Below are 15,601 nucleotides of genomic sequence, written 5' to 3' on the forward strand. Positions count from 1 at the left end.
CTTAATTTACTCCTTTGAATTGTTCTAGGAATCTAACATCATTTAAGTAGAAATCACGAATATCGTTGATTCCGTATTTGAGCATTGCAAAACGTTCTGGTCCAAGACCAAAGGCCATAGCACTGTATTCGTTAGGGTCAATGCCTGACATTGTCAAAACGTTAGGGTGAGTTAAACCAGCACCTAAAACTTCGATCCAGCCAGTATATTTACAAATACGGCATCCTTCGCCACCACAGTTGAAACATGAAACGTCAACTTCAACAGATGGTTCGGTAAATGGGAAGTAACTTGGACGGAAACGAATTTCACGGTCAGCACCAAAGACGTGACGACATAGAGCATCCAAAGTACCTTTCAAATCAGCCATACTGATATTTTTATCAACAACTAAACCTTCAATTTGGTGGAATTGGTGTGAGTGAGTAGCGTCATCATCATCACGACGATAAACAACACCTGGTGAGATCATCTTCAAAGGACCTTTAGAAAAGTCATGAGCTTCCATGTCACGGCCTTCTTGAGCAGAAGTTTGTGTTCTCATCAATAATTCATCTGACAAGTAGAAAGTATCTTGCATATCACGTGCTGGATGATCCTTAGGGATATTTAATCTTTCAAAGTTATAGTGATCTTCTTCAACTTCATAACCACTGGCAACTTCATAGCCCAAACCGATAAAAAATTGTTCAATATCTTCAATTGTTTGGTTCAAGATATGTTTAGTACCTTGAGTTTGCTTAGTAGCTGGCAAAGTCACATCGATTGTTTCTTCCTCAAGTTTTTTGGCAACTAATTTTTGATTCAATTCAGTCATTTTTTCTTCAATAGCAGCTTGAATATCTTTTTTAACATTATTTGCTAAAGTACCAATTTCTGGACGGTCCTCAGCTGGAACATCTTTCATTCCACGCAAAGCCTTTGTAATAGGACCTTTTTTACCTAAAAGATTAACTCGTAGGTCATTTAATTCTTGAAGTCTTTCAGCACGCTTGGCTTCATCGATACCATTTTCTCTTAAATTCTTTAATGTATCATTTAATGACATTTATTTTCCCTCCATGAAAAATTGCTTGGATTTTTTCATAAACTACAAAAAAGTCCTCCTCCCAAATAAGGGACGAGGACTCGCGGTACCACCCTAGTTCATGTTAAACATGCACTCAAGTAGTTATATAGTAACTAACTAAAAACTCAGAAAGTGAATTCACTGTTTTATTCATCAAGCCTATTTCAGTTAACGGCTCTTCCTGTCATGAACTTTACAGTTACTATTTTTCGTCAAAGTTTAAATATTATTTTATATAACGATTATACAAAAACTAAAAACTTTCGCAAGCTTTAAAGTGTTTGCAATCCGTACATCAAAACACCGGCAGCCACAGCCACGTTAAGTGATTCAGCTTTTCCTAGAATTGGAATATAAATATTTTCGTCGGTTTCATTAAGAACATCTTGTGTAATACCATGAGCTTCGTTACCCATGATCAAGGCAAAGTCATCGACCTTGTCCAATTTTGTATATGCCTTGGCTGAAGCGTTAACTTCTGAGCCGTAGATCTTTAATTGTGATTTTTTAGCTAATTCGATAGCTTTATTAATATCCATGCGATAAATAGGAAGATGAAATTGGCTACCTTGCATTGAGCGTTGAACCTTTGGTTGGTAGAAATCAGCAGTATCTAAACTTGTGATAACACCATCATAGCCCGCTGCATCAGCAGTTCTAACGATTGTTCCGACATTGCCTGGATCTTGGACGTCATCCATCATAACCCATTTGCCAGAAAGTTCCTTCAAATCATTGTCAGCTTGGACTTTGATTACAGCAAAAATTCCTTGTGGAGTCTTTGTTTCTGATAATTCGTTAGCAACATCTTCAGAAATTACCGTTGCAATTTCACGATATTTTTTAACTAGACGATCTTCTTCGTATTTTTCAGTAACTAAGACTTTAACAAAATCTTGTTCAAATTGGTCGGCTTCACGTACTAAGTGGAAACCTTCAATCATGTAAGTCCCTGTCTTACGAATATTTTTTGTTGCTGACAATTTCTTTAATTGCTTAATTTCATCATTTTTCTTCGACTCAATATATTTCATATCATCCATCCCTCTTGTTCTATAATATAGATATTAACACATTCAAAGATTTGAGGTGATCAGTTGTGAAACATCTTTCCATTAATGTTAATGGTTTGGTCCAAGGTGTCGGCTTTCGTTACTCAACGTTTCAAGTCGCTGAAGAATTGGGCGTTAAAGGCACAGTCAGGAATGAAAATGACGGTTCAGTCTCGATTGAAGCTGAAGCAGACGAAAAGATTCTTTATATTTTCTTAAATCGGATAAAATCTTCACCATCTCCCTTTGGAAAAGTAAACAAAATGGACTATACTTTTTCTGACGACTTGCAACATTACACGAAATTTACCGTGATTGGTTGAAACGTCAAATTACTTAACGTATATTACTTTGTATACAATTAAAAGGGTGGTTTATTAAGTGAATAAAAAATACGTCAAATATTTATCAGTACTATCGTTAGTTTTAGTACTGACACTAGTTTTGACGGGGTGTGCACAAGGCTCATCAGCTAATTTACATGCTCCAACTAGTGGGCCATATGGATTTATCTATAAATGGCTAGGAACTCCTTTCCAAAATTTAATCCTCAAAACAGCGCAAACTGTTGGTGGAAAGAATGCTTATGCCTGGGGAATCGTAATTATCTCCTTCGTTGTTCGTCTACTACTTGTTCCATTGGCTTTGAACCAACAATACAAGTCAACGAACCAACAGGAAAAAATGCGTGCCGTTCAGCCACAATTGAAATTGATTCAGGAAGCCCAAAAGAAAGCTAAAGGCCCAGATCAAACTCAAAAAGTCAGTGGTTTGATGATGGACGTCTACAAGCAAAACAACTTGAGTTTAACTGGTGGTTTGGGATGTCTCCCATTGCTTCTTCAAATGCCTATCTTGATTGGTATTTATCAAGCCGTACAATATTCTAAACAAATTGGTTCAGCTACTTTCCTATCAATTCCGCTAGGAAAACCAAGTATTCTGATTGCTATTATCGCGACCGTTTTCTACGTAGTTCAAGGTTGGTTGTCACTCCAAATTGTTCCACCTGAACAAAGAAAACAAATGCAAACCATGATTTTGATGAGTCCTATGATGACATTCTTCATTTCAATGATTTCTACAGCCGCTCTTGCCCTCTACTTCTTGGTTGGTGGTGTCGTAATTTTGATTCAACAATTAATTACAAATTACGTAATCACACCAAAAATTAGAAAGAGAACCGATGCCGAACTTGAAAAGAATCCAGTTAAAGTCGTTGTTACAAAAGAAATGCTTGATGGCATTCTCAGCAGCGGTGGTTCAACAAGTACTGCTGCTACTGGTTCAGCAAAACCAACTAATGTAACACCTGAACAAAGAGCTGAAGAAGAAAAAGAAGCTAAGGATTTCCATAAGAACATTCGTGAATTGAATAAAGGTAAACAACAACGTAGAAAGTAATTTTTCTTGGTTGAAACCTTATATATTAAAAAGTCCAAGTAATCTCGATTAAGAGAAAACTTGGACTTTTTATTTTGCCGTCTCCAGAGCAGGCAAGTATTTCGCCTGCTGTGCGGTACGGCCCGAGCCAAAGTGCGGTCTCGAGCCTCGGTTGTTTTGAAGCCTTTCCATAAACCGAAAAATCTCCAAACTCGCCCGGTGGTGTAATTGCTAAAGCAATAACGCCACTTCCACTGCTGGTGAATACTTTCCTGCTCTTCCGACTAATTTAACTTTTTAATTCTAAAGACTATGTAAATATTAATTATTTAGAATTTAAAACATTGATTCAATTTATAATTCAGAAATCACACAATCATGTTAAAAACCAGCTTAATTTTAATACTCCGGTATACTTCAACCGACTTTAACCAACTTGATTAAAGGTTAAACTTCGAAAACTCGATATGAGTATTGCCGAAAGAATCCCAGTAATGATTCATTCAAAATATTTAGAATACACTATTTGATCATTTATCTAAATACAATAAATTAGTTGGAAGAGCTGAGCGTATTCATCTGCCGCGAAAGTGGCGTTAGAGCTTTAGCTCTTACACCACCGGGCGTGTTGGAGACTTTCCGGTCTGTGGAAAGGCTTCAACCGAGGTTCGAGACCGCACTGTGGCTCGAACCGTACCGCGCAGCAGAATGAATACGCTCAGCTCTGGAGACGGAAGCCTTCAGCCTTTAGAAAAGAAAAAAAGCACCCTTTTTAGGATGCCTTCAATGGAATTAAATTATATATGTTGCTGCAACCCACTCGTTTGTTGCAACACGATGATAAACTACTCCGTTGTAATTCTTAGTTTGATCGGTATACCAAGCAGATTTGTTTGATAATGCACGATCCATAACTTGCTTAGCTGAACCATCGTTGTTAAAAGCAAATATTGGTACGAATGATCCTTTTGGATTGTTAACATTGATAGTATTAGCACTGTTTGTTGTTGGTTTGGCTGCAGTTTGAGTTGCTGAACCATTGCCACCATATACGTCATGTGTTGTCTTTAGATTATTGTAGTAATAACCAACCATGTCGTAGAACTGGTACATGTTGTAACCCCACTTGCTAAAGTAACCAACGGGGTCTGTGTGATCAGTTTCGTGATACATCTTGCTGACTTGATCATGAGAAACGATTGTAACTTCCGGTTTGTCAGGAATGTTGTATTGAATCAATTTTGAGGCAGTATAGTAAGCATCATTAGCGATTGATCTGGCAAATGAATCGTAATCATGTGTGTGGCACAATTCAACTTGAATGTATTTGGCGTTGGCTGTTGCACCGGCACCCCAGACACCATAGTCAGTATTGTGAATATTAATAATTTGATTATTGTCGACAAATGCATGCACATAAGCACTGATTTTAGGCCAATTATTGTTAAAATAAGCAGCTTCATTTTTGGCATTAGCAGTAGCATGATCATCAGCTGTTTCGTGAATTACGATACCCTCAGGCTTGCCAACACCGTGTTCATAAGGTGTCCAGTGACTGAATGTACCTTCTTGATTTTGAATCCGAACCGGTCTGATACGATTACTAATAATATAATCGTTGACAGTCCCAGCTTGGGCAATCTGTACGTTGCTTAAAACGAATAGAAAGCTGACAAAACTAGCTAATAACATGTAAAAATAAACTTGTTTCCGTTTCATTTCTATATTTCCCCCTAAAACTTCCATATTCTAAATTACTCTGCAGGGTAGGATTTTTCAATTTAATCAAAATTCTGTAACGATAACTTAATCAGATGGGCTTGGAAAAATGGTTCTATACTTTATTTAAAATAAAGTTTATACAAGCAAAAAATCAGCTAATCCCGACTTTGAGATTAACTGATTTTTTTAATTCATATTTTCAACATCATAATTATCATTAGTATCTGTATCATCGCCCTGATTTGAATCATCATAACTTTGACTATCCACTGAATCATCCTCACTTGAATCGTCACTATTATCCTGAGTCTGATCATTACTTGAAACTCCAACTGATGGCGGAGCCTGATGAATTACAGTTCTATTTGGAAATACGGTCCAATCATCGACTGTTATCGCAACGTTATTGCCACTTTCAAATAGACGAACCCAATAAACATCTTGCCCATCATTAGTTTTAACAGTTCCATTTGTGCCAGAAGTTTCATCGGTCATGAATGTATATGAAGTCCCTTGTGGTGCTGGTCCATTCAAACTTTGAATTAATGCCACAGCCTGTTGACCACTATTAATCTCACCAACGGGGACTGAATTTTGACGTTCAGTATCATTGGTTGGTCGTTCCTTTTTGACAGGTTCGACCTTTTTAGTAGCTGAGGCCTTCTTGTACGCTTTCTGCAAGTCTTCCTCTTTCAAGTTAGTAGACTTGACTGTCATTACATTAGGCTCGCTGTAAGCTAATTTATTGTTCTTATTCTTGTAGCAATACAAACCAATTGTTGAAAAATCAGCGCTGTTTAAACCTTCAAACAATTTTTTAAAAGTCTTCGTACTGTTGGAACCAATTTTTATTGTTGAATCAATTGTCGAATTAATATTAGATTTCTTAGGATATGCCAGAATGAATTTATCCCCATTAAAAGTTACATTCTTGCTAGTTCGATTGATAATTTTTAAATCCACGGCTGAAGAATCACTGCTTCTAACAAAAGTAAATGTCATCTCAGATTTTTCAGAATCGCTTAACCGAGCGTAATCAATCGACTGCTCAGTTTTCTTAGGACTTTGATTGTCTTTTGAACTAGTGGTCACTTTGCCACAGCCAACAATCAACAACAATAATCCTAAAATTAAGACGGTTAATCCCTTTCGCTTCATTATCTTTCCCCCAAAATAAAACTTCTAACCAAAATCATTTTAGTCATAATCATTTAAAGAATAATTTTAGCAATCTTATTAAATTACCTGATAATTATATTTATTTCAAGTTTGACTCAAATAAAATATTCCCAAATAACTTGTCCTATATAATATACCTTTTTACTTTCTATTCCAAAAATCTCCCCAAAATAAAAAAGCAATCCTCGATTGAAGATTACTTTTTAGCAACTGTTTCATTATTATTTTCAGCGGTTTCTTTTTCAGTCTGTTCCTCTTCTGGAACTTCTTGAACTAATGGCAATTCAATTTTGAAAACTGTCCCTGAACCAACAACACTTTCTACTTCCAAACTGCCTTGATAGATTTCAATCAGTCTTTTGGCGATAGAAAGGCCTAATCCGTTCCCTCCGCGCTTTCTAGACCGAGCTTTGTCAACTCTGTAGAATCTATTAAAAATGCGTTTAAGGTCGTTTTTAGCGATTCCTAGACCATAATCTTGAACAACCACTTCCAGCAATGCAGAATTAGTTGAAGCTGCTAAATTTATTTCCTTACGATCAGCTGAATACTTAAAAGCATTATCCAGCAAAATTACCAATACTTGCTCCAAGTGATTGCGATAGATCTTAACTTCACTACCCTCACGGATATCGTCATCGAAATTGATCACAAAATCTGGATGCAACATCTTGAAATCATTGTAAACTTGCGTAAACAAAGGTTTCACTTCCGTTGTCTGTTCCAAATATGCACTGTCGATCTGTTCAACACGTGTAAGATCTAGCATCTCTTGAATCAAGGATTGCATACGTTTCAACTCTTGCAAGGATGAGTTGATTGAATCGTTCAATACCTCTGGATCGTCTTTGCCCCAACGTTGTAACATACTCAAATGACCTTCAAGCACAGCTACCGGCGTCCGTAACTCGTGAGAAACATCTTCCACGAATTCCTTTTGCTGATTAGTGTATGCCTGCATGCGGTCCAACATTTTATTGATATTAACAGTTAAATCGTAAATTTCATCATTTCTTTTACGTAGTTTAATACGTGAGTCTGAATCGGGTTTCTTATTTAAATCATCAATCGTCTTATTGATCTTTCTCAAATCATTCAAGACTAATGTGACCGCATAAAAAGTTAAAACGACTCCCAAAATAAAGACTACGATTCCGCCAATAACCAATTTAGTCGTAAATGAATGGATTTCATTGACCGAAGCCACACTCTGAACGGTTCTCATTGCTAAGACACCGACAAAAATGTAAGCCATCAAAATAACGACTGAAATCAATGCTGTCCATTTTAATCTAATCGAAATTCTCATCGACGCATCACGTACCCTTTACCACGAACGGTTGAGATATAACTTGGTGCACCAGCGCGGTCAATCTTGTTTCTCAAGTATTTGATATAAACATCAACCACGTTAGTTTCAGTAGAAGAACCTGTTCCCCAAACACGTTCCAACAAGTCATCACGACTTAAGACAGTGCCGACATTTTCCATCAAAGCACTCAACAAATCATATTCACGACGAGTCAAGTCAATAACTTCACCATTGCGTTTCAATGTTTGAGTAGTCTTATCAATCACAAGATTCTTATATTTCAAAACTTGGTCATTATTTCTTGTTACATCGATATCTAAATCAATGCGTCTTAACAATGCTCGAATGCGAGCAAGTAATTCTTCAATTGCAAATGGCTTAACGATATAATCATCGGCACCGTGATCCAAGCCGGATACACGATCGATGATTGAATCACGCGCAGTCATCATAATAATTGGAGTATTTTTTTCTTGACGAATACGACGACAAACTTCGATACCGTTTAGCTCGGGGAGCATTAAATCAAGAAGGATCAAATCCCAATCTTCAGATAAAGCTGCTTCGAGGCCGGTTCTACCATCACGTTCAACAGTTACTTCATAGTTCTCATGTTGAAGTTCAAGTTGAACGAATTTTGCCATGTTCTCTTCGTCTTCAATAACAAGTATTTTAGCCATACGTATCTCCTATACATAAAATATTAAATTATCTTTAATTATAGCTTAATCATTAATTTGAATATGTCACGTTGTTGGCAATGCATTAATGATTTTAACATATAGCAAAAATTAAAAGAAGACAAGCTTTAATTTTTATTTTTTTAAAACAGTAAAAGTTTTATGTTTGAAAGTTAAAAAATTGGTGTTTTGCCGTCGGAGCTGGGAAGAAATTATAACCACGGTGCGACCGGTTCGAGCCAAGGTCTCGAACCTCGATTTTGAGCTTCGCAAAGTTCGCGAATCTCAAAATACGTCAGTGGTGTAAGAGCAGAAGACCACTGCTCTTACACCACTTTCACTGCGGGTGGATTTCTCACAATCTCCGACTATTTTATTTTTATATTTATTTAGTTAACCTATACTTTCCTATTTAAAATACCGAAAATTACAAATTAACAATAATTAAAACGATTTAAAGTATTCATCACTTAACAACTAATAATCAGCTGACTATTAATTAAATTATCCGACTGACAATAATAAATAAAATCGGATATTTTAATACTCTAGCCACGGACTGGCAGTAATGTAGTCCGCTGTGGAAGTGGCGTTATGGCTTTAGCCATTACACCACAGGGCGACTTTTGAGACTTGCTGATTTTGCAAGGCTCAAAAGCGAGGTGCGAGACCTTGGCTCGCACCGGTCCTCATAGCGGAACTACATTACTGCCGGTCCGTGGCGGCATCCCCAAAAGCAAAGAAAAGCCCCCACTTCACCTTAGTGAAATGGAGGCATTCATTACTATTGAAATTATTGTTCTTCGTACCATGAATAATGGAAAATTCCTGGCTTATCATTTCTCTCATAAGTGTGAGCACCGAAGTAATCTCTTTGAGCTTGAATCAAGTTAGCAGGCAATGTTTCTGAACGATATTGATCGTAGTAAGAAATGGCAGCCATGAAACCTGAAACAGGAATACCTGCTTGAACAGCGTAACTAACAACGTCACGAACATCTGATTGATATTCTTTAACGATACCCTTGAAGTAATCGTCTAAGAGCAAGTTGTCTAGTTTTGGTTCTTCATCGTAGGCATCAGTAATCTTTTGTAGGAATTGAGCACGAATGATACATCCGGCACGCCAGATTTGGGCAATCTTACCGTAGTCAAGATCCCAATCGTAGTGGTCTGAGGCAGCTTTCATTTGAGCAAATCCTTGAGCATAACTGATGATCTTACTGAAGTACAAAGCTTTACGGATCTTAGCAACTAATTCATCCATATTTTTAATTTCTGGAGTGTTTGTAGGTGCAGGAAGAACCTTGCTTGCTTTAACACGTTCGTCTTTATAAGCTGAAACGTAACGTGAGTAAACTGATTCAGTGATCAATGATTGTGGAACGCCAAGTTCTAGAGCACTTTGTGAACTCCACTTACCAGTACCCTTGTTACCAGCTTTATCCATAATCTTGTTAACGATGTAGTCGTCTGTGCCTTCATCGTCTTTTCTTGTCAAAATTTGAGCAGTGATATCAATCAAGTAACTTGAAAGTTCACCCTTGTTCCAGTCATTGAAGACGTCAGCAATCTTGTTAACATCATTGTTAAACAAGTGCTTCAACAAGTTGTAACTTTCTGAAATCAATTCCATATCACCGTATTCGATACCGTTGTGAACCATCTTTACATAGTGACCAGCACCGTTAGGTCCGATATATGTAACACATGGTGCGCCATCTTCGTCAGCCTTAGCTGAAATTTGTTCCAAAATAGGAGCAACTAAATCATAGGCTTCTTTTTGACCACCGGGCATCAATGATGGACCTTGGAGTGCACCAAGTTCACCACCGGAAACACCCATACCAATAAAGTTGATTCCTGATTTATCTAATAGTTCATTACGTTTCATAGTGTCTTCAAAGTTTGTGTTACCACCATCAATCAAGACATCACCTTTATCTAGTAAAGGCAACAATTGTTTGATAACAGCATCAGTACCAGCACCAGCTTTAACCATCATCATAATACGACGAGGCTTTTCTAGTGAGTCTACAAAGTCCTCAATTGTATAACTTGGTACCAATTTCTTTTCTGGATGTTCTTCAACAACCGCCTTAGTCTTTGAGCCTGTACGGTTATAGATAGCAACCTCATATCCACGACTTTCAATATTTAGGGCAAGATTCTTACCCATAACAGCCATACCGATAACACCAATTTGTGGTTTTGCCATTAATACTTACCTCCGATTTTTGTTCACATACTCATCTTAACAAAAAAATAAAAAAGGAGTATATAAAAACTACTCCTTCTCATCATTATTTTTAAATAAATCTTTTAATTTAGCAAATTCAGGATTTACATGTTCTTCCTCTTTTTGCTTTTTAAAGTCATCTTCTGAGATAACTTCCCAGTTTTTACCAGAAGGCATGATATTTTCTTCAGCTTCCTTCTTAGTCAAAACTTTTTGTGGAATACTCAATAAAATATTATCAATAACTGATTCATAAACGTTAACAGTTGGATCTTCTTCATCGACTGGAATTACAATATTGTAATCTTCCAAATCTTCAGTAGACACTTTATCGACGTTATATGCTTCGTTGATTCTGATTTCAAGTGGTAATTCTACTGGTAATAAACTTCTCGTTGAAGGAACTTTGAGTGTTGTTTTTACCTTAACATCTGAAATAACAAGCCCGTTATCATTGAATAACTGGCCTTTTACCTCAACTGGTTCGGCATCCAAAACATCCTCAGAACGTTTCTTCAATTCGGCAGTTAAATCGAGTTTTTCCTCAAATTCAAAAGGTTTGTCTTTATAACGGCGAACGTCTTGAACATCCCAATTTAGCATTAATTTACCCCTTTCATATAAGGTATTTTTCCAAAATTTTCTTCCTGATCAGTCACCAGTTGACAAATTCGATCCGCCCTGATTTCTAGATCAAGCAAGTCTTTATCATTTTTCCCAACTCGAGTTATTAGTTTAACATCTGATTTCTTCAAAGTATTTAAATACTTCTGTCCAGTTACGTTAAAACCTAATATTCTCAAATAAGGATTTTTATACACATTATTAATTTCTGAACTCTTAACGTTCAACAGCACATAAATCATCAAACGTCTGAGTCGAGCCATAGTATAGCGTTTTGACTTCACTTGTTCAATAAATTGTGTAAAGTTATTGCTCGAAACAATCTCTTTTTTCAATTTATATTCCAGGCCCTCAACCATTTGATAAATCTGATGCAACTCTTCCAATGAAGAATTGGTAATCTGATACTTCAGATATGGGAAATAATCGTCCCAAGTTACCAATTGTTTTTCATTAAGAAGTTCTCGAGTCAGTGGTGGTGTCAGTTCAGCAATCGATTGCTTAGTAGTTAAACGTTGGCGAATCTTAGTTGCACTGAAATCACTTGGCAAACGTTTGATAGTTTTTACCGCAATTTCAAACTTGTGCTCCTGAATCTGCTTAACATAATTCAGCCCTAAAAGTTGATTAGGTAACTTGGAAATATCGATACCAATCGACTGATAGTAATCTGTCAAATTAGTAGCCGAACTCTGTTGATAATCCTGTTTGAAAGAATTATCAGCTGCCAATAGTTTTTGCGCAATATCAGTAAAATCAACTTGCTCTTCAGTACCGAAGACTAATGTATCAATACCAGACAATTGTAATAACTTAACTGCCCCTTGAGCAAATAGATCCGCCGGTTCAACCGCACACGCCATTGGCAATTCGACAACTAAGTCAACTCCGTATTCAATCGCCAACTTGGCCCGATCCCATTTATCTAAAACTGCAAAATCACCCCGCTGAACAAAATTGCCAGACATAACGGCAATTAATACATCAGGGTGATATTTTTGTTTAATCGAATCAATGAACAATTTATGACCATTGTGAAACGGATTAAATTCGGCAATTAAACCATAAACTTTCATTTTCAGATCCTCTATTTTTCTGCAGAGAAGAACCAACGGGTTGAATCATCCTTAACTTGTGATTCACCAAATTCGGCCGTTACCGAAACATTTTTGAAACCAATATCCTTCAAAATTGACACGAATGTTTCAACTGGATAAGTTCTTTCCTTGTGCAATTCAGTATTAACCGAATAGCCTTGAATCTTCTCATTCCAATTGAAAAATGTCAACTCATGCTCAATGCTGTGTGGATATTCGCCTTCAAAACTGTTCCACATAAAGGCTGAGTCTTCAGTCCGGTGGTTGAACATATAACCAGGGAAAACTTCATCCATTTGATACAAAGAATGTGCGTCAAATAAATACTTTCCACCGTCGTTTAAATGTTCCAAAGCTTGATTGAAAGCTACTGCCAACTCATCTTCATCCTTCAAGTAACAGATTGAATCATCAAAACAAGTAATAACATCAAACTTGTCAAAATCATACAGATCCATCATATTGCTTTGAACAAACGGAATTGACTTTGAAGCTTTCTGTGCCTTTTCTGCTGCAATTTTTAACATTTCTTCAGACAAATCAGTTCCAGTTACCTGAAATTTATCAGCTAGTAGAATGGTTAAATCGCCAGTTCCACAAGCTACATCCAAGAGACTTTTCCCAGCTGGAGAAACTTGATTTTCGACGTATTGCGCCCATTTACCATAGAGCGAATCGTCCATCAATTCACTGTAAACACGTGCAAATGAATTGTAAATCATTATTCTGTTACCAAGTCTGAAATATCAACTTCTGGTGCATCTGACCAAAGTTTTTCAAGGTTGTAGAAATCACGTTGTTCTGAAGTGAAGACGTGAATAACAACGTCATGAAGGTCAATCAATACCCAATCAGAGTTACGAGTTCCTTCAACGTGACCAATTTCAACATTGTTTTCGCCCTCTTTGTCCAAAACAGATTGAACGATAGCGTCAACTTGACGTTGTGATGAAGCATCAACGATAACAAAGTAATCAGCCATGATACTTACTTCACTGATATTTAAAACTTTGATGTCATTTCCATGTTTTTCATCGGCTGCTTTTACAGCAATTTCCATAATTTTCTTTGAGTCCAAATTATAATTCTCCTTTTGCAATCCAGTAGTTATAACTAACAAACGTTGCTGGATAGATTGTTCTATTTTTATCTACTAAATGTTGTACAGAATGTTTTAACTCATAAGCCACAGCAGAATCAAGTGATTTTTCAGCATAAAGTCGAGCTTGGTCGATTCCTGGAAAATCACGTTTTGGTTCAATGAAATCACCCACGAAGACACATTTGTCAACTTGAGTCATGTTAGTTGCCCCAACAGTATGCCTTCTAATGGCGTTTAAAACATCCTCATCATAAATACCCAATTCATCTTTAATAATCTCAGCACCAACGATTCCGTGCCAAATAGCATTATTATAGTTCAACAAGTCTGGGTCTAAATGGTGTTTTTTAATTGTATCAATAAATTCTTGATCATCGCGTTCCTTAGCATAATCATGCAAGAGTCCTGCCAATCCAGCTCGATCAACATCCCCATCATATTCAGCGGCCAGTCCACGACAAACTTTTTCAACTCTCAAACAGTGCTTATAACGAAAATCACTTAAAGTGTCTTGCATTCGACTTAAAATATCATCTCGATTTAAGCCCTGTTTTATACAATTATAATTAAAATTAGTCATTATAAAGTCCCCTATCCTCAATATACCAAGCGACATCATCGGGAACTAAATACTTAATCGACTGTCCCTTTTGAACACGCTCGCGTATCATACTCGAACTAATTTCTAGTTCAGGAGTATTTACCCAAAGTATAGGATAGTTTGACTTTTTCTCAAAACCTTTTCGGCAAACTCCAACAAAATGAACCATTTGTACTAATTCATCAATATGCGACCACTTTGGCAAGTTTTCCACCATGTCGCCACCGATAATAAAATAGTATTCCGTATTCGGATTTAATTCCTGCAACATTTTGATCGTATCGTACGTATAACTGACTCCACCACGGCGAATATCAGTCAAATCCAAATCAAAATGAGGATTGTCTCGAATAGCTAGTTTGATCATTTCAATTCGATCATCACTATCAATTGTTGGAATAGCCTTTTTAACACCACGATGAGGCGGAATCTTGTCTGGCAAGAATAATACCTTATCCAGACAGAGCTGTTCACGAACTTGTTCCGCAATCAATAAATGACCTAGATGAATCGGATTAAACGTCCCACCCAAAATACCCACATGACGCTTAGGCAAATTGCTGTGAAACTGTAATTTTGCTTTAGTTAATAATTGTTTTTGAGTATTCATTTTCTCTTTTCGAAGGTTGGCAGTTAATCGTCTACAGGGCTGAGAATATATACCTGCTATGCGGACCGGTCCGAGCCACAGTGCGGTCTCGAACCTCGGTTTGAAGCCTCGCAAAGTACGCGAGTCTCCAAACACGCCCGGTGGTGTAAGAGCTAAAGCTCTAACGCCACACCCACAGCGGGTATATATTCTCAGCCCTTCCGACTAATTGATTTTTTATTAGTACTTATAATTTTATTTATCTAACTGTCCTAAAAATAAATTCTAGCCCGAATTATTAACATCAACATTAATATCTGATCGTTTATTTCATAAAACAACCAAACATAACCGCAATTACAATAAAACCAGCAATAATTCATTTAAACAGTTATCTAATAAAAAATTAAACCAGTTGGAAGAGATGAGAGTATTCATCAGCAGCGAAAGTGGCGTTATGGCTTTAGCCATTACACCACCGGGCGTGTTGGAGACTTTCCGTTTTGTGGAAAGGCTTCAACCGAGGTTCGAGACCGCTCTTCGGCTCGGGCCGTTCCGCGCAGCAGATGAATACTCTCATCTCTGGAAACGACATACTTAGATAAACTTTCAGCCTTCAGTTCTCTTCACTTAAATTTAAATCTTCTCTAATTCAATTGAGTATTTGCGATTTTTAATTTTTGAAGCTTTCTTGTAAAAAATCATCTTTGAACCGATTGTTTGAATAGGTACGATCTCAGCATCGAATTCGTTTACAGCATCGATCATATCTTGTGGTTCAACTCTTGTGTTTTGTAAAAGTGAGATTTTGATCAACTCACTCTTTTCAATCAGCATTTCGAATTGGTTCAAAAGATTTTCAGTGATGCCTTCACGACCGACTTGAAGTACTGGCTTCATTGTTGCGGCTTGACTTCTCAAGTAACGGTTCTTTTTTCCTTTAATAATCATT

General features: G+C 37.0%; 16 protein-coding genes. 2 read left to right on the plus strand and 14 right to left on the minus strand.

The window, feature by feature from the left end:
* Position 1 precedes the first annotated feature (1 nt).
* Together pheS and JP39_RS07175 are read right to left on the minus strand one after the other, a co-directional pair.
* A complete protein-coding gene (gene pheS / locus JP39_RS07170) occupies positions 2–1,048 on the minus strand; it encodes a phenylalanine--tRNA ligase subunit alpha (protein ID WP_041499571.1) in 1,047 nt (348 codons plus the stop codon).
* Positions 1,049–1,341: 293 nt separating this feature from the next.
* Positions 1,342–2,103: a TrmH family RNA methyltransferase gene (locus JP39_RS07175; RefSeq protein WP_041499570.1), complete on the minus strand. Its 762-nt coding sequence runs from the start codon at positions 2,101–2,103 to the stop codon at positions 1,342–1,344.
* A gap of 65 nt (positions 2,104–2,168) precedes the next feature.
* On the opposite strand from JP39_RS07175, the gene JP39_RS07180 reads away from it, so the two are divergent.
* Positions 2,169–2,444, plus strand: a complete 276-nt coding sequence (locus tag JP39_RS07180; protein WP_041499568.1) for an acylphosphatase — start codon at positions 2,169–2,171, stop codon at positions 2,442–2,444.
* Between the two features lie 58 nt (positions 2,445–2,502).
* Entirely contained in the window at positions 2,503–3,525 is a 1,023-nt protein-coding gene (gene yidC / locus JP39_RS07185; protein ID WP_041499567.1) for a membrane protein insertase YidC, read from the plus strand.
* A gap of 771 nt (positions 3,526–4,296) precedes the next feature.
* Here the strand turns inward: yidC and JP39_RS07190 are convergent.
* The 12 genes from JP39_RS07190 to JP39_RS07245 all read right to left on the minus strand — a co-directional run bounded on the left by JP39_RS07190 (position 4,297) and on the right by JP39_RS07245 (position 15,600).
* On the minus strand, positions 4,297–5,223 hold the full coding sequence (locus JP39_RS07190; RefSeq protein ID WP_041499566.1) for a peptidoglycan recognition protein family protein: 927 nt from the start codon (positions 5,221–5,223) through the stop codon (positions 4,297–4,299).
* Between the two features lie 189 nt (positions 5,224–5,412).
* Complete coding sequence (locus JP39_RS07195) at positions 5,413–6,384, minus strand: hypothetical protein (protein ID WP_041499564.1); 972 nt, start codon at positions 6,382–6,384, stop codon at positions 5,413–5,415.
* Between the two features lie 217 nt (positions 6,385–6,601).
* Positions 6,602–7,714 (minus strand): sensor histidine kinase, encoded by a 1,113-nt coding sequence (locus tag JP39_RS07200; RefSeq protein ID WP_048698880.1) that lies wholly within the window; start codon positions 7,712–7,714, stop codon positions 6,602–6,604.
* On the minus strand, positions 7,711–8,397 hold the full coding sequence (locus tag JP39_RS07205) for a response regulator transcription factor (protein WP_041499563.1): 687 nt from the start codon (positions 8,395–8,397) through the stop codon (positions 7,711–7,713). Before JP39_RS07205 ends, JP39_RS07200 begins: the two co-directional genes overlap by 4 nt.
* 793 nt (positions 8,398–9,190) lie before the next feature.
* Positions 9,191–10,615: an NADP-dependent phosphogluconate dehydrogenase gene (gene gndA / locus JP39_RS07210; RefSeq protein ID WP_041499561.1), complete on the minus strand. Its 1,425-nt coding sequence runs from the start codon at positions 10,613–10,615 to the stop codon at positions 9,191–9,193.
* A 69-nt stretch (positions 10,616–10,684) separates the two neighbouring features.
* Positions 10,685–11,239: a YceD family protein gene (locus JP39_RS07215; RefSeq protein ID WP_041499560.1), complete on the minus strand. Its 555-nt coding sequence runs from the start codon at positions 11,237–11,239 to the stop codon at positions 10,685–10,687.
* Entirely contained in the window at positions 11,239–12,336 is a 1,098-nt protein-coding gene (locus JP39_RS07220; protein ID WP_041499559.1) for a nucleotidyltransferase, read from the minus strand. Before JP39_RS07220 ends, JP39_RS07215 begins: the two co-directional genes overlap by 1 nt.
* Positions 12,337–12,347: 11 nt before the next feature.
* On the minus strand, positions 12,348–13,079 hold the full coding sequence (locus JP39_RS07225) for a class I SAM-dependent DNA methyltransferase (protein ID WP_041499557.1): 732 nt from the start codon (positions 13,077–13,079) through the stop codon (positions 12,348–12,350).
* Complete coding sequence (gene rsfS / locus JP39_RS07230; protein WP_041499555.1) at positions 13,079–13,435, minus strand: ribosome silencing factor; 357 nt, start codon at positions 13,433–13,435, stop codon at positions 13,079–13,081. Before rsfS ends, JP39_RS07225 begins: the two co-directional genes overlap by 1 nt.
* A 1-nt stretch (position 13,436) precedes the next feature.
* On the minus strand, positions 13,437–14,039 hold the full coding sequence (gene yqeK / locus JP39_RS07235) for a bis(5'-nucleosyl)-tetraphosphatase (symmetrical) YqeK (RefSeq protein ID WP_041499554.1): 603 nt from the start codon (positions 14,037–14,039) through the stop codon (positions 13,437–13,439).
* The gene (locus tag JP39_RS07240; RefSeq protein WP_041499552.1) at positions 14,032–14,670 is read right to left on the minus strand and encodes a nicotinate-nucleotide adenylyltransferase; all 639 of its coding nucleotides are present in this window, start codon (positions 14,668–14,670) and stop codon (positions 14,032–14,034) included. The genes yqeK and JP39_RS07240 overlap by 8 nt, the downstream gene beginning before the upstream one ends.
* Positions 14,671–15,285: 615 nt before the next feature.
* Complete coding sequence (locus JP39_RS07245) at positions 15,286–15,600, minus strand: YhbY family RNA-binding protein (RefSeq protein ID WP_041499551.1); 315 nt, start codon at positions 15,598–15,600, stop codon at positions 15,286–15,288.
* Position 15,601: the final 1 nt, after the last annotated feature.

The organism is Companilactobacillus heilongjiangensis (genome assembly GCF_000831645.3).
GTDB classification, from domain to species: Bacteria; Bacillota; Bacilli; order Lactobacillales; family Lactobacillaceae; genus Companilactobacillus; species Companilactobacillus heilongjiangensis.

What these genes read in the sequence shown, in the direction of transcription:
- JP39_RS07240 (WP_041499552.1), bottom strand. Translation starts at nt 14,670, where the DNA reads ATGAATACTCAAAAACAATTATTAACTAAAGCAAAATTACAGTTTCAC.
- JP39_RS07215 (WP_041499560.1), bottom strand. Translation starts at nt 11,239, where the DNA reads ATGCTAAATTGGGATGTTCAAGACGTTCGCCGTTATAAAGACAAACCT.
- JP39_RS07225 (WP_041499557.1), bottom strand. Translation starts at nt 13,079, where the DNA reads ATGATTTACAATTCATTTGCACGTGTTTACAGTGAATTGATGGACGAT.
- JP39_RS07220 (WP_041499559.1), bottom strand. Translation starts at nt 12,336, where the DNA reads ATGAAAGTTTATGGTTTAATTGCCGAATTTAATCCGTTTCACAATGGT.
- JP39_RS07200 (WP_048698880.1), bottom strand. Translation starts at nt 7,714, where the DNA reads ATGAGAATTTCGATTAGATTAAAATGGACAGCATTGATTTCAGTCGTT.
- yqeK (WP_041499554.1), bottom strand. Translation starts at nt 14,039, where the DNA reads ATGACTAATTTTAATTATAATTGTATAAAACAGGGCTTAAATCGAGAT.
- JP39_RS07175 (WP_041499570.1), bottom strand. Translation starts at nt 2,103, where the DNA reads ATGAAATATATTGAGTCGAAGAAAAATGATGAAATTAAGCAATTAAAG.
- JP39_RS07245 (WP_041499551.1), bottom strand. Translation starts at nt 15,600, where the DNA reads ATGATTATTAAAGGAAAAAAGAACCGTTACTTGAGAAGTCAAGCCGCA.
- JP39_RS07205 (WP_041499563.1), bottom strand. Translation starts at nt 8,397, where the DNA reads ATGGCTAAAATACTTGTTATTGAAGACGAAGAGAACATGGCAAAATTC.
- gndA (WP_041499561.1), bottom strand. Translation starts at nt 10,615, where the DNA reads ATGGCAAAACCACAAATTGGTGTTATCGGTATGGCTGTTATGGGTAAG.
- pheS (WP_041499571.1), bottom strand. Translation starts at nt 1,048, where the DNA reads ATGTCATTAAATGATACATTAAAGAATTTAAGAGAAAATGGTATCGAT.
- JP39_RS07195 (WP_041499564.1), bottom strand. Translation starts at nt 6,384, where the DNA reads ATGAAGCGAAAGGGATTAACCGTCTTAATTTTAGGATTATTGTTGTTG.
- JP39_RS07190 (WP_041499566.1), bottom strand. Translation starts at nt 5,223, where the DNA reads ATGAAACGGAAACAAGTTTATTTTTACATGTTATTAGCTAGTTTTGTC.